The organism is Micavibrio aeruginosavorus EPB (assembly GCF_000348745.1).
In the GTDB taxonomy this organism is placed as follows: domain Bacteria; phylum Pseudomonadota; class Alphaproteobacteria; order Micavibrionales; family Micavibrionaceae; genus Micavibrio; species Micavibrio aeruginosavorus_A.
The window spans coordinates 1145966-1168139 of sequence record NC_020812.1; the positions used below are offsets into that span (position 1 = coordinate 1145966).

The window sequence follows — 22174 nt, forward strand, 5'->3', positions numbered from 1 at the left end:
TTTTGTATGTCGTATCGCAACAGCGATTATTTCTTGTCGCCAGCTTCTGCGCTGAGGCCGAAACCTGCGTAACGCTTGGAGAATTTGTCCAGCGCGCCGCGTTCGGTAATTTTCTGTGCGCCGCCGCTCCAAGCCGGGTGGCTGTAGCAGTCAACGTCCAAGCGCATAACATCGCCCGGTTTGCCCCAGGTGGTGCGCATCGAATATTCTTCGCCCTTGGTCGTCACGACTGTGATTTCGTGGTAGTCCGGGTGTATATCGGCCTTCATGGCGTATCTCCTATAAATCAGGGGCACTTTTTATCGTTAATGCCCCGGCAATTCAAGTACTTTTTCGGAAAAAAGCACCTAAAACCGGGGGGGGTACCAAAAAATGAAGGGGTTTAATAAAAACCCCTTCATTTGCAATGGGATAGGTTGTTTCGGCTTATGCGTATTTCACCTTTGAATCGCATTCGCCACAGGCCAGCGACTTCCCGGCGGAGCGCAAATCGGCGAAGGCTTCGTCCAGGCGGGCGATGATTCCCAGTTCGCCCTCGCGCAGCCATTTGCGGGGGTCGTACAGTTTTTTGTACGGGGTGCCGTCATCTGGGTCGATCTGGTACTTGAACGCCTTGGCATTGGCTTCAACGAACTTACCAACATATTCCGAGAACGCGAACTGCGTATCCGTGTCGATGTTCATTTTGAAAATGCCGTAGCCCAGAGATTCGGTGATTTTGTCCTTCTCCGACCCCGAACCGCCGTGGAAGACCAGGTCCAGCGGGTTGGCCGCCGTGCTGTGGGTCTTCTGAACCAGTTCCTGGGAGTTTTTCAGGATTTCGGGGCGCAGTTTCACATTGCCCGGCTTGTACACGCCATGCACGTTGCCGAACGAAGCGGCAATACTGAAATGGCCCAGCGGCAACAATGTGTCATAGGCGCGCAGGACGTCCTCCGGCTGGGTGTAGAGTTTGTCGTTGTCGACATCGTCGGACCCGACGCCGTCTTCTTCACCGCCGGTCACGCCCAGCTCGATCTCAATGCTCATATCAATCTTTGCCATGCGTTTGAGCAGGCGGGCGCATTCGGACAGGTTGAAATCCAAATCTTCCTCGGACAAATCCACCATGTGGGAGGAGAAGAGCGGCTTGCCAGTTTCTTTGTAGAAGGCTTCGCCATGCTCGATCATCGCCTCAACCCACGGGATCAATTTCTTGTTCGCGTGGTCGGTGTGCAGGACGACGCACACGCCGTAATGTTCGGCCATCAAGTGCACATGGCGGGCGGCGGAAACGGCGCCCAAAACCTTGGCCTTGAAGCTGTCGGCGCAGCCTTTGCCAGCGTAAAATTCCGCGCCGCCGTTGGACAGTTGGATAATCACATCGGCCTTGTTCTTCGCTGCGGCTTCCATCACGGCGTTGATGGAATTGGTGCCCACCACGTTCACGGCGGGCAGGGCGTATTGGCCGTCTTTGCAGGCCTTAACCAAAGCCAGATAATCCGCGCCCGTAACAACCCCGGGTTTCAGTTTTGTGGTGCCCATGATGGTATCCTCTTTCAAAATGCAATGACGGGGAAACTATAGAACCCGCGTGGCCAAACAAAAAGCCCCAACTTGCGCGGGGCTTTTGAAAAATCGGTTTTGCCGGAATTACGGAGCCGGAGCCGGACCACCGCCGCCGCCTTCGCCGCCCGACGGGGCCGCGCCACCATCAGAAGAGCCACCGCTGCCAAAGCTGAATCCGCCAAAGGAGAATCCAAAGCCGCCACCGGATGATCCGTCCGCGCCAAAGTCCAGAGTCAGCGCCGCCACGTTGGGATCAACCACCGGGGACGGGAGGGCGTCAAATGCGGCCTCAAACTGTGCTGTAAACTCAAGTCCTGTTGTCATCGTTCCAAATCAATCATTTCCGGTCTTCTGCAGGATTCCCGCGGCAATAAGGTTGTTTAATGCCCGGTTGTCCGTGGTCAGCGGCCCGTTATACAAAACATCAAAAACATCTTGGCGTTTCACCGTTTTCAGACTGCCCACCGTGGCGACAATCTTGGCGTCCCGCAGAGTGGGGCGGTGCTGACCGAACAGATTGATATAGTGAATCAGGAAATTTTTCAAGCTTTTATGAGATTTTTCGAAGTAATCCAGGGATAAATCCAAGTTTTTCTTGGAATAACCTGCAATATGCAGGCGGATTTCACGCCCATCCCGGCCCGATTGCTGGCGCATGATGCAGCCATAGTCGTACAACCATTCAATATCGCGGTTCAGCGCAGATTTGTGGGCCCCCAGCCGGTCCATGATCTCGGCCTGGGTCGTGCCCGGAAATTCGTCAATATCGGCCAAAATCACCGCCCGGCGCAGGGTACAGGCCGGTTCCCCGCCCAGTGCATCCACCAGGTGGTCGATAATGTGGCCGATCCGTTCGGCCTTTTCCTTTGGGTCCATGGCTTGGCTCATGTGCGCCTTTTTGCGGTAAATCCCGGTTATTGAACACCATTTTGGGGGTAAATGTCTAAGAATGTGTTTCTGAGGGCGGTGCGTTTTTGTAATGGGTTGATATTAAACGGGAAAGTTTGTTTTTATGCGGATGTGGTTTTATTTGACATATTCCATAATTCAAGGCTATCTTCTGCCAGCTCAGATGTAATTAGGGAAAATTGAATATGGCAGATGATTCATACGGTCAGGGTACGGCACGGAAGCCGGGTTTCCTCAAGCGGTTGTTTTCCTTCGGCTGGGATAATCGGTTGCGCGCGAATTCCACACCCAAGGAATTGCCGCTGCCAGCGCCTGTGCCAGCGCCTCCGTTGAAAATTGTCGAGCCATGGACATTGACCGAACAGGAATCTTTATTTTTCCCGCAATCCAAAAAATCCTTCCGCACCCGTGCGTTTAAAAATCACGCTTTGCCGGGGCAGCCGCATGAATATCTAGAGGCTGATTATGTGCCTGATCTGCAAAAATGGCGCATCACGAAAATGGCCGTTTCTGAGGCCCGCGCTTTGCCCGCTTTGTCCGCCGATGCGGATGCAAACGGAAAAGTTCCCGTGAAATCATCCGTGATTTTGGAAGACGATGTATGCGTGATGCGGGCGTTGCATAAAATGGCCCTGTTCGAATTTGGCACGGATGTACAGAGCGCGCATTCCCTGCGCGAAGACGTGGTCGAGGATTTAGCCGGATCACACTTCATCGATTTTGCGCACGGGGAGCATATTATTTTCGAAATCAACGGTCACCCCAGTCTGACTAGCGAGGGTAAACCCGTCCGCAACGGCACCTATCCAGAGAGTGAATTGCAATTCGCAGCCAAAGCCTACGCGGATATCGTTGCGGAGAAGCAAGCTGCCGTTCGTTTGATTGATTTGGCGCGATTGGAAATTCATGCCAAACCGCAATCCGATGATCCGATGAAAGATTTTGAATATTTTGCATCCATTCAGGCGGCTGCGGATTTTGTTGCGAAAACAATCGGCGATAATAAGGCGTATTATTTTGGGCAAGTTCTGAAGGATACTGGAAATGCTCGTGGTCGTATTGCACGGCGCATGGAAACTGCGTCCTGCCCGATTCCATGGGAGAAGCGGAATTCGATCGATTTGGCCGCGGGTATTGCGTGTGTGAAATCGTCTATCCCTGCTGTGCAGAAACTGGCTAGTCTGGCCGATGTTTATACGGAAGAGACTGATATAAACGATGTTCTGCGGAACAGTGCTTTAAGTTTTATGGTTTATAACGCGGCGTTTTTGTATAGCGGGTATCAATCTGATCTGAGCGATTTTTCATGTTTTGGTGCGGTGGAATTTGCACAATCTTTGGCGCGTGAAGCTGATAGCTTGATGGATCATTATTCATTTGATGATGAAAGGAAAAGAGCTGTTCGGGCCTTTATCATGAAACCGCACCAGCCAGAAGTCATCGCCAATGGAATGATGAAGTTACGCGATGCTTTGAATAACCTGCACGATGTGTCTCGTAGACAATCGCTTGCCGTGCAAGAAGGGCAAAAGTCGAAAATGGAGTTGCCGGATTATCGCGATTTGACACCGCAATTTAATACGATTGCGTCGAATGATAACACACGGCAATTGGTGCAGATTAAGGCACCGGCCTATACCGATGAACAAATTGATCGGGATGCGAAGGCTTTTCACAAAAGGCTGCGCAAGGGGCAGCATTTAGGATAATAAAAAACGGCGCCATATGGCGCCGTTTTCTTTTGTTTCTTACAGGCTGGCCATCTTTACGGCCGTGTCCAACATCCGGTTGGAGAAGCCCCATTCGTTATCGTACCATGCCATGACGCGGACCATGGTGCCGTCGATGACTTTGGTTTCGTTGATGGCGAACATGGATGAATGCGGGTCGTGGTTGAAATCGCCGCTGACCAGTTCATCGGTGTAGTAGCCGAGGATGCCCTTCAGCGCGTTGCTGTTGGCGGCGGCCTTGATCAGTTCGCTGATTTCTTCGGTCGTTGTGGCGCGTTTGGCCACGAATTTGAAATCGACCAGCGATACGTTCGGGGTCGGCACACGAATAGCCACGCCGTCCAATTTCCCTTTCAGCTCCGGCAGAACTTTGCCCACGGCCTTGGCGGCCCCGGTGGATGTCGGGATCATGTTCAGGGCGGCGGCACGGGCGCGGTGCAAATCCTTGTGGTTGGTGTCCACAATGCGCTGGTCGCCGGTGTAGGAGTGAATGGTGGTCATGAAACCATGTTCAATGCCAATCGCGTTGTGCAACACGGACGCCACCGGGGCGAGGCAGTTGGTGGTGCAGGATGCGTTGGACACGATTTTGTGATCGGCGGTCAGTTTGTCGCTGTTTACGCCGTACACGACCGTGATGTCTTCATCGGTGGCGGGGGCGGAGATCAGGACTTTTTTCGCGCCGGCGGTCAAATGTTTGGCCGCGTCATCGCGTTTGGTGAAAATGCCGGAGCATTCAAACGCAACATCAACGCCAACATCTTTCCAAGGCAATGCGGCGGGGTCTTTGATCTGGACGCATTTAATTTTGTGGCCATTGACGATCAGGACGTCATTGCCTTGTGTTTCCACTTCAAACGGGAAGCGGCCATGAACCGAGTCATATTTCAACAAATGCGCATTGGTGTGCAAATCGGCCAGATCGTTGATGGCGACAATCTCCAGATCCTTGCGACCGGATTCATAAAGGGCGCGTAAAACCAGGCGGCCGATACGGCCAAAGCCACTGATGGCGACGGATGCTGTCATGGGAAATCCTCTGTTGAAAGACGTCGTTGTATGTTCGGGGCCATATTATCGTTTCAACGGCAGGATACAAGACGGGGGCCATAAAAAGCGCTGCGGGCCAAAGGATGTCATCCTCTGGCCCGGAAATGCGCTATCAAACGCGCGAATATCAATGGTCTGTCCGCTCATGCGGCGGGGGCTGGGCCCGGGCTTCGGTCTCGGTCTGCCGCTCCCGGCGCGCTTGCGCTTCTTTGGTGACTTGGGCGCTGATTGCAGCACTCATGGCTTCGCCAACACGGTGCATGCCCTCAATGAAATCTCTCATGTTTTCAGTGCCTTTCCATATCCTCTATATTTTCATTTTGCGATAAAATTATGAAAACTTTATTAGCAACAGGAAATATAACCCGCGCGCTTGAGAAAGCTTGACCGCCTTTCCTGTAAATGAGAATGATTTGCATCAATGAGGCAGGAGCGTTTTATGAGCACATCCCAAAAACTGGACACCCCAAAATTGGACACGTGGACGACATCGCAGGAAGAAGAAGACCGCATGGTCCCTGGCCATATGCACCATTGGCAAACCATGATCGGCCATGTGCGCGAACGGGATTTGCGGCATAAAACCATTCTGGATTTTGGTTGTAACCAGGGCGGGTTTATCCAGATGTTGTTCAACACCCTGCCATTCGCCCGGGCCGTTGGTGTGGATATTGCCGAAGGGTCGTTGGCCAAGGCCCGCGCGCGGAACCAGTTCGCCCCGGCCGATTTTTACCATTCCAGCCAGTTGCCCGGCATGGCCAATACATTCGACATGGCCTTCAGCCACGAGGTCATTTATTTGTTGCCGGATTTACACGCCCATGCCAAAGACATGGCGCAGGTTTTGAAGCCGGGCGGGGTGTATTACGCCGCAACCGGGTGCCATACGGATAACCCCCATTGGGCCGATTGGCACAAAGCGATCAGCGATTATTCGAATATTACCGTGCCGCATTACGCGTTGGATGATTACGCGAGCGCATTTGCCGCGAACGGGTTCGCGATCGAGGCCAAACAATTCCGCAGTGATGGGTTCATCGCGGTGGAGCCGGATGACACGGTGTATTACCCGAAGCTGATCGACAAACTGAATTATTACAGCCAGACGAAAATTCTGTTCCGCTTTGTAAAGGTATAGGGCCGATGAAAAACGCATTCCCGCACACAGGCATGGTTGATGCCGCCGATGGTTCAGGGTACCGGATTTATTTTGAATCCTATGGCCCCGCCGACGCGCCGGCCTTTGTCATGGTGCATGGAAATTCCGGGAATGTGTTTGATACGTCGAAATTGTCGATGTGGGATTTGTCATCCCAGCGTGTGATCATCATTCATGCGCGCGGCGTTGGCCTGTCGACCCCGGCGGGAAGCGTGAAGGAAAACCTGTATCCCAATCTGGCCGATGATATTGAAACCGTTCGCACCCATCTGGGTTTGGGTTCGGTCAGCCTGTTCGGCTGGTCCGCCGGGGCGGCTGTGTGTGCCATTTACGCCAATAAATATCCGCAAAATGTGCGCGACATCGTGTTTTACGGTGCGTTCATGGGCGGACGAAAAGAGCTGGAAAACTATTACCAGCGCAGCCAGCAACAATACCCTGATGGATGGAAAAAATTCTGCGCGAATTTCGGGCCGCAAGGCGCGTTTTTTGCCGTTCTATCCGCCAATACGTTCCTGCTGTGGGGAACGGCGCAGGAAAAACGCGATGTCGCATTGGCGTATGAACGCATTTTCGGCCCGTGCAATGCCAGTGGGGCTGATCTGGACCGTCTGGTCGCCAACCGCGTCGTTTTCGCCAATATGGTTGACCAGAATTTCGGTATTCCGTTCCGGGCCACACTTCCCGTTCCGCCAAACGCCAAATTCATTCGCGGGGCCAATGATTACATCGGCACGCCCACAGCCGGCGAAACCATCATAGACAATGCGGGCCATGATGTGCATGACCCGCATGTTCAGATGGTTTTGAAAGGCGTTTTGGCAGGCCTTAGCGCGCCAGCTTCGCCTGCACCTTCTCTACAACCGCCTCAGCCGTAATGCCGAAATGTTTGTAGAGGATTTCCGCCGGTGCGGATTCACCGAAGGTGGACATGCCGACGAAAATGCCATGCGGGCCGATCAAACGGTCCCACGGCATGCGGATGGCGGCTTCGACCGCGACCTTGATCGTGTCGTTGCAGACGAAGGACATGAAATATTCCTTGTCCTGTTCCATGAACAAATCCAGGCACGGGACAGACACGACGCGGGTCGGTGTTCCGGCGGCGTCCAGTTTTGCTTTTGCATCCATCGCAATTTCAACTTCGGACCCCGACGCGAAAATCGTGACCTTTGCATCCTTGGCATCGGCCAGAATATAGGCCCCGCGGGCGGAGAGGTTTTCATCCGTGTGCGTGGTGCGCAGGACTTTCAGGTTCTGGCGGGTCAGCGCCATGATGGACGGAGCAGTCTTTTTGTTGATCGCCAGTTCCCAGCATTCCGCTGTTTCCACACCGTCGCACGGACGGAACGTGTAGGTGTTCGGAATGGCGCGCAAGGCGGCCAGATGTTCCACCGCCTGGTGTGTCGGGCCATCTTCGCCAAGGCCGATGGAATCGTGCGTCATCACATGGATGACACGCTGTTTCATCAATGCGCCCAGACGAATGGACGGGCGGCAATAATCGGCGAAGGACAGGAATGTCCCGGCATACGGAATGATTCCGCCATGCAGGGCCATGCCGTTCATCATCGCGGCCATGCCGTGTTCGCGTACGCCGTAATGGATATATTGGCCGTTATAATGGCCGGGGGTGATGTTGGCGGGGCCTTTGATCTGGGTCATCACCGACCCCGTCAAATCCGCCGACCCACCGATCAGCTCGGCCACAGCCGGAACCAGTTTTTCCAGCACTTTGCCGGATGTTTTGCGGGTGGCGTCGGCTTTGGCATCGGCACTGAATTGTTTTTTCAGCTCATTAACCAGCGGGGCAATATCCTTGGATACATCACCAGCCAGCGTTTTAACGAACGCAGCCTTCTGGGCCGAGGCGTCCAGCCGTTCATTCCATGCAGCATAGTTGCTGGCACCACGGCGGCCAGCATCGCGCCATGCGGCCAGAACATCATCCGGAATTTCGAACGGAGCGTGCGGCCAGTTGAGGTTTTTACGCGCGCCCGCAATTTCATCGGTGCCCAACGGTGATCCATGGGATGATGATTTGTTTTCCTTCGTCGGTGCGCCAAAACCGATTTTTGTTTTGCAGCGGATAATGCTCGGCTTATCGGTTGTTTTGGCATGGGCGATGGCGTGTTCAATCGCGGCCATGTCGTGACCGTCAACCGTTTGCACATCCCAGTGATAGGATTCAAATCGTTTGGTTACATCATCGGAATAAGACAGCGATGTCGGGCCGTCAATCGAGATGCCGTTATCATCATACATAACGATCAGTTTGGAGAGTTTCAGGTGCCCGGCCAGTGCGCAGGCTTCGTGGCTGATCCCTTCCATCAAATCGCCGTCGGACGCGATAACATAGGTCCAGTGATTGACCAGATCATCGCCAAAGCGGGCGTTCAAAATCCGTTCGGCCATCGCAAAGCCCGGGGCGGTTGAAATACCCTGTCCCAGCGGGCCGGTGGTGATTTCAATGCCGGCGCTTGGCATCACTTCCGGGTGCCCGGCGGTAATGGCGTGCAACTGGCGGAAATTTTTGATCTGGTCCAACGTCATCTTCTCATACCCGAGGAGGTAGAGCAGGGCGTATTGCAACATCGACCCATGCCCGGCGGACAGGATGAAACGGTCGCGGTCGGCCCATTCCGGATGTTTGGCGTCAAAATTCATGAATTTGGTGAACAGCACCGTGGCCACATCGGCCATGCCCATCGGCATGCCGGGGTGGCCGGAATTGGCTTTCTCCACGGCATCCATGGCCAGGGCGCGAATGGCGTTGGACATGGTTTTCAAATCGGGGGCGGCATTGGTCATGATCTTGGCGCTCGTTTGGGTCATTGGGGCCTCGTTTGCTGAATTGTGGACATACAATGCCGGGGGGAAAGCCCCCGGTCAATAAGGTGTGTTTCCGCCATTTTTCACAGGCCTGTGGATGCAATTGTGGACAACGTCCGCCCGGTCTTGACCCGGCGGCTGGAAGGCTGATAATGGCCCGGTTTTCGGGTGTTGTATTACCGTTTTTTGAGACGATTTAGAGGGGCTTTCACGTGTCCACAGCGATCCTTAATGCTTTGAGTGGCCTTGACGATGTGATTGACCGGCTGGAGCAAAATATGGCTCGCCGGGAAAAGGAAACCAAAAGCGCCGTATCCAAAAAGTCCGGCCAGCCGGATTTGTTCAGCGTTCCGCAACCGCGGACCAGCGGCACCGTTGTCACGCTGGATTCCGCCGTTTTGGCACGCAAACTGGATGTGGCGATCAGCCGCGTCGAAGAATTGCTGAAAGAGGGTTAAGAACATGGCCGAGGTCAGCCTAGCCATTCATGGAAAAGCCTACGGCATCGCATGCGATGACGGGCAGGAAGCCCGCGTGCGTGAGCTGGGTAAGTATATTGACGCCCGCATGCGTGAAATCGCCTCCGCTGGCGCGGCGACCAACGAGCCGCATTTGCTGGTTCTGACGGCGCTGGTTCTGGCGGATGAGGTGTATGATCTGCGTGGCGCGCTGCAGGCCCAGATGGCCGCCCAGCACCAGCAAGAAATGGCCCATGCCGCCCAAATGGATTCCGAAGAAGAACGCCAAGTTGTTGATGCAATTAACCATTTGGCCGCCCGCATTGAATCCGTTGCGGCCCGGTTGCAGAAGATTTAAGCAAAAATACGAAAGCTGAACGTGTTATCCCGGGGAACGCCTGTGCGTTGATCCGGGATTTTTGCTATTGGGAGACTGTTTTATGAAGAAAATTATGGTTTTTACGGGATTTAACCTATAATCATAAGCAGGCAAAAGGACCGCTGGGGCTCTCGAACACACCTTAATCCCTCGGGCCGATAGTCTTTTCGCGCGGGTGCTGCCTCTGTCCGGACCGTGGTCTGGTTATGTGGTGCCCAACCTGGTGAGTTGGGCCAGTAGCGGATAAGATGCATGTGTACGGTTCGCCTGGCACCTTTTGCTCCTTTCTAATCATTTCCTGACGCCAGATTCCAGTTTATGACCGAAAACCCCAAGGACAGTATGCGCCGCGAAGCGAAGCGCCACCGTGACCGGATTGATCTGGTCGATGGCGATGCGGACCGGGCTGCCGATTTGTTCATGGAAACAATCGCGCCAAAACCGGACCAGATCGTCGCCCTGTACTGGCCCAAGGGGCGTGAATTCGATACATTGCCATTGATGGAACGGCTGCTGGCCGCGGGGATAATCTGTGCCTTGCCCGTGGTGGTAAAGGATGAATGGCTGTTGCGTTTTGTGGCGTGGAATGATGGTGATGCGCTGGCCGATGGTCCGTATGGATTGAAACAGCCACCCGTCGATGCCAATACGGTCTTTGTCGACCCGGATATTTTTATCGTGCCGTTGTTGGCCTTTGATCGGCGTGGAAATCGCCTGGGATATGGCGGCGGATATTACGATGAAACGCTCCGCCATTACCGTGCCATGAAAGACATTGTTGCGGTTGGGTATGGCTATGCGGAGCAGGCGGTGCTGTTCAACCTGCCCGCCGAAGACCATGATCAGAAACTGGATTACATGATTACGCCGCTCGGTGTGCAGCGGTTCACGGATTGAATACTTCATAGCCTTGTGGGAGGGCATCAACATATTCCCCCTCCCAGAGGGAGGGGGTTAGGGGGAGGGGATCGCATGTCGCCATAATTGGCGCGGCCTTATCCCCCCACCCCAACCCTCCCCCTTTAGGGGAGGGAGTAACGAAGAGAAAGAGAACATAATGCGTATTTTGTTTATCGGCGATGTGTATGGACGAACAGGGCGTGATGCGCTGGCCAAACATTTGCCAACATTGCGGGAAAAATTGAAGCCCGATGTTGTGATTGTGAACGGCGAAAACGCCGCGCATGGTATTGGGATTACCGAAGCCATCTGCAAAGAATTTTATGGTATCGGTGTGGATGTCATCACCACGGGCAACCATGTATGGGACCAGCGCGAAATTATTTCCTATATCGACCGCGACCCGAAATTGCTGCGCCCGTTGAATTTCCCAAAAGGCACGCCGGGCAAGGGGGCGTATAAACACACGCTGTCCGATGGTCGTTCCATTTTGATTGTGAACGCCATGGCGCGTATTTTCATGGACCCGCTGGATTGTCCGTTTGTGGCCATGAATGAATTGATCAATTCCTATCGCATGGGGCCGGGCGGTGTGAACGCCATCTTCCTCGATTTCCACGGTGAAGCGACCAGCGAAAAAATGGCCATGGGCCACCATTTGGATGGCCGTGTTTCAGTTGTTGTCGGCACGCACACCCATGTCCCAACGGCCGATGTACAAATTTTCAACGGTGGCACCGCCTATCAATCTGACGCGGGCATGACCGGCGATTACGACAGTGTGATTGGCGTGCGCAAAGACATTCCGATTGGTCGTTTCATCCGCAAAATGTACACGGAAAAATTCGCTCCAACCGATGGCGAAGCCACGGTGTGCGGATTATTTGTTGAGACGGACGATCGCAATGGATGGGCGAAAAATGCCGGTGCCGTGCGCATTGGCCCGCGGTTGAAGGAAGAAATTCCGGCGTTTTAACATGTTCGTCTTATCGGCGATCTACACCCGATTAATATAATCCAAATCCACCCCATATCGTTCCGGGTGCTTGTCAAAGTATCGGGCGCACGCATCGTTCAGAGCGTCGATCAATTCGCGCCCTTGTTTGCCACCATGTCCCGTAACACCGCCCAGGATAATCGCGCGGATGGTCGCGTGGAAAGCGGTGACGATTTCCATGGCGTCGGGGTCGGGGTTTTCGATGACTTCCAGGAATTGCACCAGACGGTCGGAAATGCTGGTGATCAAAGCATAATGAAACATGCCGCCATTGGCCTTTAACTGCATCACCGGATAGATGACGCCCGCGATCAATTCTTCCGGATCGTCGCTGGGTTTGCGGGCTTTGACGCGGTCAATGCCCTTCATCAGGGAGGCCAGATAAATTTCCGCCAGTGGCGCGAAATCAACCGCGTTGTTTTCCAGCAGGGTTTGCGCCTTGTCCAGAATGTCATCGCCAATCCCGCCCGTGCCGACTTTTTCCTTCAACAGGTTTGGCGGGCGGATAAACTCGGCCTTGCGGCGTTGGGGTTGGGAAAAATGCGGGGTGTTGGCGTTGTCGTCCATCATATGGGCCTTCCGCTGTTTAACGCTTAAATAAAATCAATATCTTCGGGACGTAAATTAAAACGGTCGCCTTTGCCCATGCCGGCACGTTCACGAATGCGGCGCAGGTTTTCGTGGGCGTCGCTCACTTGCTGCTGGCGCATGGATTGCATCAGAACGGCGCTTGGGCTGTCGGTATCGCGGCGGAACGGACCGGAATGAACACCGCCGGGTGCGACACGGTTGCGGCGGCGATCGGGGCCAAAGAAATTGCCGGAACGGACAAATTGACGCGGGCGTTCAATCACCTGCGCCAGACGTTTGTACAAATCGCGGGCGTTAAAAGGTTTCACCAAAAATTCGGTGACCCCCGCATCGCGCGCCTGTAGCACGCGGCGACGTTCGCTGAACCCTGTCATCAGGATCACGGGTACATATGGGTTCGGGCTTTTCGGATCGTTGCGGATCTTGCGGGTGAAGGCGATGCCGTCCACCGGTTTCATCATCCAGTCGGCGATGACCATGTCCGGGTTATATTTGCAAAATTGTTCAAAGCCGGATTCGCCGTTCGGGGCGCTGATCACCGTGCCGACACCAAAGGTGGTCAGCAGGGCCTTGGTAATTTCCAGCATCGGCTGGTTGTCTTCAACAACCAGAATGGTGATGCGGTTAAGCTGATACGTCATGATCTGACCGCTTGTCGTATGGTTTTTGCGTGAATGTGAAGATACCCGGCCCACTTCTCCCTTTATATTAAAGGGGTTAGCTTGCCAGAGATTTAACGATTACGGAAAACAGGAACGCGGCACACAAAAAATCGTACCACATTTGTGTGGGTTGGCAAACGTGCTATTCTGAAAGGGCCTTGCGAAAGGCGCGGGAATCCGGCATTTTTGGCCGTTTCCGGTGATCCGGATTCTCTTTTTGTTCACGGTCTAAAACCCCCAATACAAGATACGCACATGGCAGGTCATTCCCAGTTTAAAAACATCATGCACCGTAAAGGGCGTCAGGACGCCAAGCGGGCAAAGGTCTTCACAAAAATCGGGCGCGAAATCATTGTCGCGGTCAAGGGCGGTGGTTCCGACCCCGGCGCGAACCCGCGTTTGCGGGCGGCCATGTTGTGGGCGCGTGAAGAAAACATGCCGAACGACCGCATCAAACGCGCGATCGACAGTGCGATGGGCGTGGGCGCGGACGATAACTACGAAGAAATTCGTTACGAAGGTTACGGCCCCGGCGGTGTCGCCATTGTGGTTGAAGCCCTGACCAACAACCGCAACCGCACGGCGGGTGATGTGCGTGCCACATTCTCGAAATACGGCGGCAATTTGGGTGAAACCAATTCGGTCAGCTTTATGTTCGATCATGTCGGGCAAATTTTGTACCCGGCCAAAACAGCCAGTGCCGACGCCATGTTCGAAGCCGCCGTTGAATGCGGGGCCGACAATTGTGAAAGCACGGACGATGGCCATGAAATCACATGCCAGCCGGATGATTTTGCGGCTGTACGCGATGCGCTGGAAGAAAAACTGGGCGCGCCGGAGAAATCCGCCCTGGTTTGGAAACCCAATGTGATGGCGGAAGTGAGTGAAGAGCAGGCAAAAACATTGCTGAAACTTCTCGACGTGCTGGAAGATAATGATGACGTGCAAAACGTCACCACAAACTTCGAAGTATCCGACGAAATCATGGAACGGTTGCTCGCGTCTTAACCGGAAGGGGTCCCGCATGCGTATTTTGGGCATTGATCCGGGTTTGCAACGCACCGGGTGGGGCGTGATCGAGGCCGAGGGCAATCGCCTGCAATATATTGCGTGCGGAACCATCGCAACCACCCCAACCCTGTCCACCGCCGAACGTCTGGCGGAAATTGATGCAGGCTTGGTTGATGCCATCAACACATGGCAACCGGACACGGCCGCAATTGAAGAAACATTCGTCAATCGCAACCCGGCATCGGCGCTCAAACTGGGCGTGGCCCGTGGGGCCGCCATGGTGGTTCCGGCGCGGATGGGATTATCGGTGGGTGAATACCCCGCCAATCTGGTGAAAAAATCCGTGGTCGGCACCGGGCATGCAACGAAAGATCAGATCGGCATGATGATCCGCACATTGTTACCGTCCGCCGGTAAAATGGGCGCAGATGCGGCGGATGCGTTGGCGATTGCCATTTGCCATGCCCACCATTATTCCAGCCGCATGAAAATGGGCGGTATCATGAACGGAGGCGTACGATGATCGCGAAACTCAGCGGTATTCTGGATTCTGTTGCGCTTGATAGTTTGATTATCGATTGCGGTGGCGTGGGGTATCAGGTGTTTGCCAGTGGCCGCACCTTGTCCCGTGTGGGCCAGCCGGGTGATGTGGTCAGCGTGTTGATCGACACGCATGTACGCGAAGACCATATTCATCTGTTCGGTTTCTACGATGCCGCGGAACAGGCATGGTTCCGCCTTCTGACCAGTGTGCAGGGCGTTGGTGCGAAGGTTGCGCTGGCGATTTTGAGCGTCTGTCCGCCGGACAAGCTGGGTTACACAATCGCGGCGCAAGACGTCAGTGCATTGCGTCAGGCCGATGGTGTTGGCCCGAAACTGGCCACGCGCATTGCGACGGAATTAAAAGATAAAGCAGGCAAAGTCGATTTAACCCCGATGCGTGGCGCGGTGAAGGCACCATCCGTTAAAGCGGATAAGACGGCAAGCGATCAATCCGGTGTTGATGGCGATGCCGTATCGGCATTGGTCAATCTGGGGTATGGTCGTGCCGAAGCGTTTGCGGCCATTGCGCAATTGCGCGCCGCCGGAACGGCAAATGATAATAGCAGCCTGCAAGACCTGATCCGTCTGGCGTTGAAGGAGTTGTCGCAATCATGATGAAACAGGCAACTGAACGCAATCCGGACCTGGAAACCATCAAAACCGAAGCCGATGTTGAGGATGCTGCCATCCGCCCCGCACGGTTGGAAGATTTTGTTGGTCAGGACAAACTGAAAGACAATCTGCGCGTCTTTATCGAGGCGGCTAAAGGTCGGGGCGATGCACTGGACCACGTTCTGTTCTTTGGTCCGCCGGGTTTGGGTAAAACCACACTGGCGCAAATCGTGGCGCGGGAATTGGGCGTGGGGTTCCGCGCGACATCCGGCCCGGTGATTGCGCGTGCGGGCGATCTGGCCGCGATCCTGACCAATCTGGAACCGCATGATGTCTTGTTCATCGATGAAATTCATCGCCTGAATACGCATGTCGAAGAAGTTTTGTATCCGGCCATGGAAGACCGCAAACTTGATCTGGTAATCGGCGAGGGGCCAGCGGCCCGGTCGGTTCAGATTGACCTGCCGCCCTTTACTCTGATCGGTGCAACGACGCGCAGCGGAATGATTTCAAACCCGTTGCGGGATCGTTTCGGCATTCCGTTGCGTCTGGAATTTTACGAGGCGAAGGATTTGTGCCGCATCGTTGCGCGCACGGCGGGTATTTTGAATATGAATTTGGCCGATGATGGCGCGATGGAAATTGCGCGCCGTTCCCGTGGCACGCCGCGTATTGCCGGGCGCTTAACGCGTCGTGTGCGCGATTTTGCGCATGTGTCCGGGGCAGGGCGCATTGATGCGAAAGCGGCGGATGCCGCGCTTCAACGCCTTGATGTCGATGCGCAGGGCTTGGACGGGATGGACCGTCGTTACCTGACCTGCATTGCCGATAATTACGGTGGCGGTCCGGTTGGGGTTGATACGCTGGCCGCGGCGTTGTCGGATCAACGTGATGTGATCGAAGATGTAATCGAACCATATCTGATGCAACAGGGGTTCGTGCAACGCACACCGCGTGGGCGGATGTTGGCGGAGAAGGGGTATGCCTATCTCGGCCTGACACCGAAAAAGCCGTTGCAGGTTGATTTGTTGGACGAGGCTTAAACCATGGCCGCGCATGAAATCACCGCCCGTGTGTATTACGAAGACACCGATGCCGGGGGCGTCGTGTTTTACGGGAATTATATGAAATTTGCCGAACGCGGGCGGACGGAATTGCTCCGTGCTATCGGGTTTGAAAACAGCACATTGGCCCGGGATGCCGGGGTCTTGTTCGTCGTCCGCCGAATCACGGCGGAATATATGAAGCCCGCCCGGCTGGATGACCTTTTGACTATAAAAACCGCCTTAAAAAAGGTGAATAATGCCAGTTTTGAGATGTTTCAGTCGATTTTTTGCCAGAATCAGATGATATTCTCCATGGATGTAACGCTGGTGACCATCAATATGGATGGAAAACCAGTCCGCCTGCCTGATGACCTTCGGGATAAACTATCCAATTTTTCTGTTTAAGGATGAATGACGATGACACAAGCTGTCGAACGCGCTGTTGATGCAACCGCACTGGCCGGAACCACGGTTCACGATTTCACCATGTGGGGCATGTTTATGCAGGCCGATTTGGTGGTGAAGGCCGTAATGCTGGCGCTGATCTTCGCGTCGGTCTGGAGCTGGGCCATCATCCTTGAAAAACGCCACACGGTGAAAAACCTGAACCGACGCGCGGATCGGTTCGAAGATGCATTCTGGTCCGGCGAGCCGCTGGACAAGCTGTATCAACGCGTGAAAAAGGGCAAGCAAGACCCCGTTATCCGCACCTTCGCCGCCGGTATGGAGGAATGGCAAAACGGTGTTGCCATGGGCATGCCGGGCAAGGAAAGCGTGGCGGCCAGTTTGCGCCAGCGTGTTGAACGCGCGATGTCCGTGGCCATTAACCGTGAAATGAACCGCCTGGAACGCGGTATGACGTTTCTGGCCAACGTTGGTTCTACGGCGCCGTTCGTGGGGTTGTTCGGTACGGTCTGGGGGATCATGCACAGCTTTACCGCCATTGCCTCCAGCCAGAATACGTCGCTGGCCGTTGTGGCACCGGGTATTGCCGAAGCGTTGTTTGCAACGGCTTTGGGTCTTGTCGCTGCTATCCCTGCGGTTATTGCCTATAACAAGTTTACGAACGATCTTAATCGGTATGCGGACCGTCTGGATGCGTTTATGTCCGAATTTTCGGCCATTCTGTCCCGCCATTTGGATAGTTACGAGAATAGCCGCGGTGGGGTCGGCTCTCACGGAAAAAAGTCTGACTCTGACACGGAAGTGAAGGTGGCTTAACCATGGGTGCATCATTATCATCAGGTGGCGGCAGCCGGTCTGGGCGCCGCGGGCGGTCCTACCGCAAAATGTCGGACATCAACGTAACGCCGTTCGTTGACGTTATGCTGGTTCTGTTGATCGTTTTTATGGTTACGGCCCCGTTGCTGACCGCCGGGGTTCCGGTGGATTTGCCAAAATCCGAAGCCAAGCAGATCGCGGATGAAGATAACAAGCCGCTGGAAATTTCCGTGACGAAGGATGGAAAGCTTTTCGTCGGTGAAACGGAAGTTGAACGTGACCGTTTGATCCCGCTTTTGTCATCCATGACCAACAACGACCCGGACCGCCGGATTTTTATCCGTGGGGACCAGGGGTTGCCCTATGGGGACGTGATGGACGTGATCGGGTCGGTGAACAAGGCGGGTTTCCGCAAGGTCGCGCTGATCTCCAATCCGTCGAAATAAGTAATCGATTCACAATCTTGCCTTAAAACCGCCCTTTCTGGCGGGTAGTTATAACGACGATGAACGCAACCGCGCCAAACGATATGCTGACATCCGGGCCGCCGCCCAAATATGCGATGCATGCGCCGGATGAAAACCAAATGCCCGCCGGAATGAAATCCGCGCTGATCGGGTCTTTGGTCGTTCATCTTGTCGTTGTCGTTATTGGCACGATGGGATTGCCGTTTTTTAAAAAGGACTACACCGATTTATCGCCGCCCATCGCCATTGAAATGGTTGAGGTGGCCGATATCACCACGCGGACAAAACCCGTTGAGGATTCCAAGCCTGTCGAGAAAAAAGAACCCGCAAAAGAGCAGTTAAAGCCGCAACCGGATCGCACAAAACCGACCCCGCCGCCGCCCGCCGCCAACGATGATGCGCCCGATCGCCCGAAAGAGCCCAAGGCCCCGACGCCCGTGGAGGATTTGGCCGAGCCGGTGAAGAAAAAAGAAGAAAAGCCGAAGGAGCAGCCCAAGCCAAAGGCTGAGCCGAAAAAAGAACAGGTGAAGCCGAAACCGAAGCCGGTTGAAACCAAGGCCGACGCCAAACCGGTTGAGCAGGATGATGCCTTTAAATCGCTGCTGATCGACCTGGCAGAGAAAAAGCCGGAATCGACCGATAATACCGGCGACAAAGCCGCAGCAAACACAACGCCCATGCCTGATGTCCCAATTTCCGAACGCCTTACGATGCGTGAAGAAGATGCAATTTCCGACCAGTTGGGCAATTGTTGGAAGCTAATGGCTGGAGCGCGTTACGCCGAGAATCTTGTCGTTCAAGTGAAAATAACTATGAATCCGGATAAAACGGTGCAGGATGTTCGCATTGTTGACCAGCTTCGTTATAATACCGACTCATTCTTTCGGGCTGCTGCGGACAGCGTTGTACGCGCGGCTTATAGTCCAGAATGTAACCCGCTGACAATTTTGCCTGACGGCAAGCACAATCAGTGGAAAAATCTGAATGTGAATTTCGACCCTAGTGAAATGCTGATGTAACGAAAGTGGACAAAATGATCCGGAAAATATTCGCAGTTTTTTGTTTGGTTTTGATTGCTGTGATGGGATTTTCTTCTCAGTCACGGGCTGAGCTTGATTTGACCGTTAAGAAGGCAACAATTAGAAAAATTCCAATTGCGATTACCAACTTCAATCCGCAATTGCCGCAACATCAAAAAATTGCCACCGAAATGCCGGATATTATCCGTAGCAACCTCGGGTCTTCTGGTCTGTTCGAGCCAGTGAGCCAACAATCCTTCATCCAGACGCCGCAATCCATTGCGACGGATGGTGTTCGCTTCCCGGAATGGCGGGCTATCAATGCCGAGGTTCTGGTGACGGGATCGGTCAGCACGTCGCCGGATGGCAAGACGCGGGTTGAATTCCGGCTGTGGGATGTTGTGGGTCAGACGCAGATGGCGGGCATGGCCTATACCACCACGCCGCAAAACTGGCGCCGTATTGCTCACATCATTTCGGATGAGATTTACAAACGTCTGACAGGTGAAGATGCGTATTTCGATACCCGTATCGTATACGTGGCTGAATCCGGTCCGGCGAACAAACGCACCAAGCGTCTGGCGATCATGGATCAGGATGGTTACAACAACCATTATCTGACCGACGGCAGCTATATGGTTCTGACCCCGCGCTTCTCGCCGAACACGCAGACGGTGGCGTATCTGGCCTATTACAACAAAAAGCCGCGTGTTTATATTTACAACATCGACACGGGCCGTCAGGAAGTTCTGGGTGATTTCCCGGGCATGACCTTTGCGCCGCGCTTCTCGCCGGATGGGTCCAAGGTCATTATGTCGCTGGCCGAAAACGGGAACACGGAAATCTACACGATGGATTTGAAATCCCGCCGCACGCAACGCCTGACCAACAATGCCGCGATTGACACGGCCCCCAGCTTCTCGCCGGATGGTCAGCAAGTGGCATTTGAATCCGACCGTGGCGGCACACAGCAATTATATGTGATGAGCGCAAACGGGGGTGAGGCCAAACGCATTTCCTTCGGTGAAGGGCGTTACGCCAGCCCGGTCTGGTCCCCGCGTGGTGACTTGATCGCGTTCACGAAACTGTACAAAGGCCAGTTTTATATCGGCGTGATGCGTCCGGATGGTCAGGGTGAGCGTATCATCACCACGGCTTACCACGTTGAGGGGCCGAGCTGGTCCCCGAACGGCCGCGTTCTGACCTTCTTCAAAGAAAGTCCGATGAGCGGCGGCGGTAAAACGGCGCGTCTGTATACCATCGACATCACTGGATACAATGAACGTTTGTTGAAAACGCCGAGCGACGGGTCCGATCCGGCATGGTCGCCGTTGAACCCGTAAGGGATTGGATCAGATAAATAAAAAAAGGCCGGATTATTTCCGGCCTTTTTCTTTCAGTTGTCACTCCCGTTTTCGCGGGAATGACATGTTGGAGAGTGATGGGTATATGGATTAGGCGTTTGCAATATCCGAAAACGCCGCAATCACTGCGCGGTAGGTATCGCGTTTGAACGGGACGATCAGGTCGAGGATGTCGTCGAACGACACCCATTTCCATGCCTTAAATTCCGGGTCTGCTCCGTTGTGTCCGGTATGAATGACAATATCGGATTCTGTGCCCGTAAACCGCGCGGCAACCCAGGTTTGTTCCTGCCCACCATATTGGCCGTTCCACAGCTTGCCCAGCAAATGCGGGGGCAGTGTGTAGCGCAACGGGCGATCCATGATACGGAGGATGTCGGCTTTGTCCGTACCGATTTCTTCAACCATTTCGCGGTAAAACGCGACCTTGATATCTTCGCCATCGTCAATGCCGCCTTGGGGCATTTGCCATGCGCCGGGCGTGTCGATGCGCTCACCGACGAAGACTTTGCCTTCATCGTTAAACAGGGCAATGCCGACGCAAGGGCGAAACGGGAGGTTTGAGAAATCTTGGGTCATGTTTGTACGCTTTCTTTTTATTTTTTCTTTAATGTCATTCCCGCGAAAGCGCAAATCCATGGTGGCAATCCATCCCTCTGTATGGATTCCCGCTTTCGCGGGAATGACGATTGAGGGGCTGTTGCGGAATTTATTTTGCCATCCGCGTTGCCGCGGATAGGGGGGCCAGCACCAATCCCTTTTTCTGCAGCGTCGGGGCCCATTCGGCCAGCGCCTTCAACGTCAGGGGATTGGTATTCACAAAGCCAATCGCGGTTCCGTTATTGGCGGCGGTGCGTTCCAGTGATGTCAGGGCCGCGGCAATCGCGTCCGGCGTCAATGTATGGTCGATCCAGAGATTGGTCGACGCATAAGGCGCATCCATCCCCACGGCCATGGTGCGCGGAACATCGGTCGGTTGAATATCACCATCAACAAACCCCAAGCCGCGATGATAAATATCGTTGATCATTGGCCGCATATCGTTCAGCGATTTGATAAAGGCCGGTTCACGCCCCGTGACCACACCCACATATCCAGTGCCGCGTGACAACGCCCAATAAAGTTTGTTGAAATTCTGTTTTTCAATCGCGTTGATCAGCAATGTTTGCGGCCCCGGATCGCTTAACGGGTAATCCGCGCTTTCAACGGGCAGTTTCAGCCAGACTTCGTGCCCCGCTTCACGCGCGCGGTTCATCCATTGATCCGGCGCAGTGGCATAAGGGGTGATGGCCACGGAAATTTCGGGCGGAAGGTCTTTTAAAACCGATGCGCCCAGCGTTTCCGAAATACCCACATCATTAACAAGAATGGAAATAATCGGGGCACCCGATGCGCCGACAGGACGGAACGGCCGGCGATAAGCGTCAAAGGGACGTAAACGGTCGCCCTCGCGCACGATCGGCAGTTGACCGTCAGGCGTGACCTGGAACAATCCCTTGATGGGGGCCTTGGCCATGCCATTGGCCATGTATTCGACGGCGTTCCCGGCGACAGGTGGTTCGGCCTGTGTGGTTGTGTGATCGTCTGTTTGATGATCATCGGCCTCTACAACAGGGGCTGGATCTGTATGTGTATCAGTTGCCGTGTCTGTTCCAGCGGCGTGATCATCGTGAGGG

The 22174-nt window shown here is 54.3% G+C and carries 27 protein-coding genes; 16 read left to right on the forward strand and 11 right to left on the reverse strand.

The window, feature by feature from the left end:
- Positions 1-26: 26 nt before the first annotated feature.
- The 4 genes from rpmE to A11S_RS05355 all read right to left on the reverse strand — a co-directional run bounded on the left by rpmE (position 27) and on the right by A11S_RS05355 (position 2436).
- Positions 27-269 (reverse strand): 50S ribosomal protein L31, encoded by a 243-nt coding sequence (gene rpmE, locus A11S_RS05340; protein WP_014102706.1) that lies wholly within the window; start codon positions 267-269, stop codon positions 27-29.
- Positions 270-426: 157 nt separating this feature from the next.
- Positions 427-1524 carry a class II fructose-bisphosphate aldolase gene (fbaA, locus tag A11S_RS05345; protein ID WP_015467472.1) on the reverse strand — a complete coding sequence of 366 codons (1098 nt, stop codon included), beginning with the start codon at positions 1522-1524 and terminating at the stop codon, positions 427-429.
- A 108-nt stretch (positions 1525-1632) separates the two neighbouring features.
- Complete coding sequence (locus A11S_RS05350) at positions 1633-1872, reverse strand: hypothetical protein (protein ID WP_041802505.1); 240 nt, start codon at positions 1870-1872, stop codon at positions 1633-1635.
- 9 nt (positions 1873-1881) lie between these two features.
- Positions 1882-2436 carry a MarR family transcriptional regulator gene (locus tag A11S_RS05355; RefSeq protein ID WP_015467474.1) on the reverse strand — a complete coding sequence of 185 codons (555 nt, stop codon included), beginning with the start codon at positions 2434-2436 and terminating at the stop codon, positions 1882-1884.
- Positions 2437-2642: 206 nt separating this feature from the next.
- Here A11S_RS05355 and A11S_RS05360 point away from each other — a divergent pair, with 206 nt between their 5' ends.
- Entirely contained in the window at positions 2643-4166 is a 1524-nt protein-coding gene (locus A11S_RS05360; protein WP_015467475.1) for a hypothetical protein, read from the forward strand.
- A gap of 39 nt (positions 4167-4205) precedes the next feature.
- Here the strand turns inward: A11S_RS05360 and gap are convergent, their stop codons facing one another.
- Together gap and A11S_RS11930 are read right to left on the reverse strand one after the other, a co-directional pair.
- Positions 4206-5216 carry a type I glyceraldehyde-3-phosphate dehydrogenase gene (gene gap / locus A11S_RS05365; protein WP_015467476.1) on the reverse strand — a complete coding sequence of 337 codons (1011 nt, stop codon included), beginning with the start codon at positions 5214-5216 and terminating at the stop codon, positions 4206-4208.
- 148 nt (positions 5217-5364) lie between these two features.
- Positions 5365-5520, reverse strand: coding sequence for a hypothetical protein (locus tag A11S_RS11930; RefSeq protein WP_015467477.1), 156 nt, complete (start codon positions 5518-5520; stop codon positions 5365-5367).
- Positions 5521-5676: 156 nt separating this feature from the next.
- Between A11S_RS11930 and A11S_RS05370 the strand changes: the two genes are divergently transcribed.
- Positions 5677-6375, forward strand: a complete 699-nt coding sequence (locus A11S_RS05370; protein WP_015467478.1) for a class I SAM-dependent methyltransferase — start codon at positions 5677-5679, stop codon at positions 6373-6375.
- A 5-nt stretch (positions 6376-6380) separates the two neighbouring features.
- The gene (locus tag A11S_RS05375; protein ID WP_015467479.1) at positions 6381-7274 is read left to right on the forward strand and encodes an alpha/beta hydrolase; all 894 of its coding nucleotides are present in this window, start codon (positions 6381-6383) and stop codon (positions 7272-7274) included.
- Here the strand turns inward: A11S_RS05375 and tkt are convergent.
- Positions 7225-9231 carry a transketolase gene (gene tkt, locus A11S_RS05380; RefSeq protein WP_015467480.1) on the reverse strand — a complete coding sequence of 669 codons (2007 nt, stop codon included), beginning with the start codon at positions 9229-9231 and terminating at the stop codon, positions 7225-7227. The genes A11S_RS05375 and tkt overlap by 50 nt on opposite strands.
- Positions 9232-9440: 209 nt before the next feature.
- On the opposite strand from tkt, the gene A11S_RS05385 reads away from it, so the two are divergent.
- The 4 genes from A11S_RS05385 to A11S_RS05400 all read left to right on the forward strand — a co-directional run bounded on the left by A11S_RS05385 (position 9441) and on the right by A11S_RS05400 (position 11941).
- Entirely contained in the window at positions 9441-9686 is a 246-nt protein-coding gene (locus tag A11S_RS05385) for a hypothetical protein (RefSeq protein ID WP_235068275.1), read from the forward strand.
- Positions 9687-9690: 4 nt separating this feature from the next.
- Positions 9691-10044 (forward strand): cell division protein ZapA, encoded by a 354-nt coding sequence (zapA, locus tag A11S_RS05390; RefSeq protein WP_015467482.1) that lies wholly within the window; start codon positions 9691-9693, stop codon positions 10042-10044.
- Between the two features lie 339 nt (positions 10045-10383).
- Positions 10384-10962, forward strand: coding sequence for a 5-formyltetrahydrofolate cyclo-ligase (locus A11S_RS05395; protein ID WP_235068286.1), 579 nt, complete (start codon positions 10384-10386; stop codon positions 10960-10962).
- 160 nt (positions 10963-11122) lie between these two features.
- Positions 11123-11941 carry a TIGR00282 family metallophosphoesterase gene (locus A11S_RS05400; RefSeq protein ID WP_015467484.1) on the forward strand — a complete coding sequence of 273 codons (819 nt, stop codon included), beginning with the start codon at positions 11123-11125 and terminating at the stop codon, positions 11939-11941.
- Between the two features lie 21 nt (positions 11942-11962).
- On the opposite strand, the gene A11S_RS05405 is transcribed toward A11S_RS05400, so the two are convergent.
- Together A11S_RS05405 and A11S_RS05410 are read right to left on the reverse strand one after the other, a co-directional pair.
- Positions 11963-12532: a hypothetical protein gene (locus A11S_RS05405; protein WP_015467485.1), complete on the reverse strand. Its 570-nt coding sequence runs from the start codon at positions 12530-12532 to the stop codon at positions 11963-11965.
- A 23-nt stretch (positions 12533-12555) separates the two neighbouring features.
- On the reverse strand, positions 12556-13194 hold the full coding sequence (locus A11S_RS05410) for a response regulator (protein ID WP_015467486.1): 639 nt from the start codon (positions 13192-13194) through the stop codon (positions 12556-12558).
- Between the two features lie 276 nt (positions 13195-13470).
- Between A11S_RS05410 and A11S_RS05415 the strand changes: the two genes are divergently transcribed.
- The 9 genes from A11S_RS05415 to tolB are packed head-to-tail and all read left to right on the forward strand — an operon-like array spanning position 13471 to position 20477.
- Positions 13471-14223: a YebC/PmpR family DNA-binding transcriptional regulator gene (locus A11S_RS05415; RefSeq protein ID WP_015467487.1), complete on the forward strand. Its 753-nt coding sequence runs from the start codon at positions 13471-13473 to the stop codon at positions 14221-14223.
- Positions 14224-14239: 16 nt separating this feature from the next.
- A complete protein-coding gene (gene ruvC, locus A11S_RS05420; protein ID WP_015467488.1) occupies positions 14240-14749 on the forward strand; it encodes a crossover junction endodeoxyribonuclease RuvC in 510 nt (169 codons plus the stop codon).
- Positions 14746-15384, forward strand: coding sequence for a Holliday junction branch migration protein RuvA (gene ruvA / locus A11S_RS05425; RefSeq protein WP_015467489.1), 639 nt, complete (start codon positions 14746-14748; stop codon positions 15382-15384). Before ruvC ends, ruvA begins: the two co-directional genes overlap by 4 nt.
- Positions 15381-16424, forward strand: coding sequence for a Holliday junction branch migration DNA helicase RuvB (ruvB, locus tag A11S_RS05430; protein WP_015467490.1), 1044 nt, complete (start codon positions 15381-15383; stop codon positions 16422-16424). The genes ruvA and ruvB overlap by 4 nt, the downstream gene beginning before the upstream one ends.
- A 3-nt stretch (positions 16425-16427) precedes the next feature.
- Entirely contained in the window at positions 16428-16832 is a 405-nt protein-coding gene (ybgC, locus tag A11S_RS05435; protein ID WP_015467491.1) for a tol-pal system-associated acyl-CoA thioesterase, read from the forward strand.
- 12 nt (positions 16833-16844) lie between these two features.
- Positions 16845-17648: a protein TolQ gene (tolQ, locus tag A11S_RS05440; protein WP_014102729.1), complete on the forward strand. Its 804-nt coding sequence runs from the start codon at positions 16845-16847 to the stop codon at positions 17646-17648.
- 2 nt (positions 17649-17650) lie between these two features.
- Complete coding sequence (gene tolR, locus A11S_RS05445) at positions 17651-18094, forward strand: protein TolR (RefSeq protein ID WP_015467493.1); 444 nt, start codon at positions 17651-17653, stop codon at positions 18092-18094.
- Between the two features lie 59 nt (positions 18095-18153).
- On the forward strand, positions 18154-19134 hold the full coding sequence (locus A11S_RS05450; protein WP_015467494.1) for a hypothetical protein: 981 nt from the start codon (positions 18154-18156) through the stop codon (positions 19132-19134).
- Positions 19135-19148: 14 nt separating this feature from the next.
- A complete protein-coding gene (gene tolB / locus A11S_RS05455; RefSeq protein ID WP_015467495.1) occupies positions 19149-20477 on the forward strand; it encodes a Tol-Pal system beta propeller repeat protein TolB in 1329 nt (442 codons plus the stop codon).
- A 111-nt stretch (positions 20478-20588) separates the two neighbouring features.
- Here the strand turns inward: tolB and A11S_RS05460 are convergent, their stop codons facing one another.
- Both A11S_RS05460 and A11S_RS05465 read right to left on the reverse strand, forming a co-directional pair.
- Complete coding sequence (locus A11S_RS05460; protein WP_041803002.1) at positions 20589-21077, reverse strand: RNA pyrophosphohydrolase; 489 nt, start codon at positions 21075-21077, stop codon at positions 20589-20591.
- Between the two features lie 130 nt (positions 21078-21207).
- Positions 21208-22026, reverse strand: a complete 819-nt coding sequence (locus A11S_RS05465) for a divergent polysaccharide deacetylase family protein (protein WP_407716439.1) — start codon at positions 22024-22026, stop codon at positions 21208-21210.
- Positions 22027-22174: the final 148 nt, after the last annotated feature.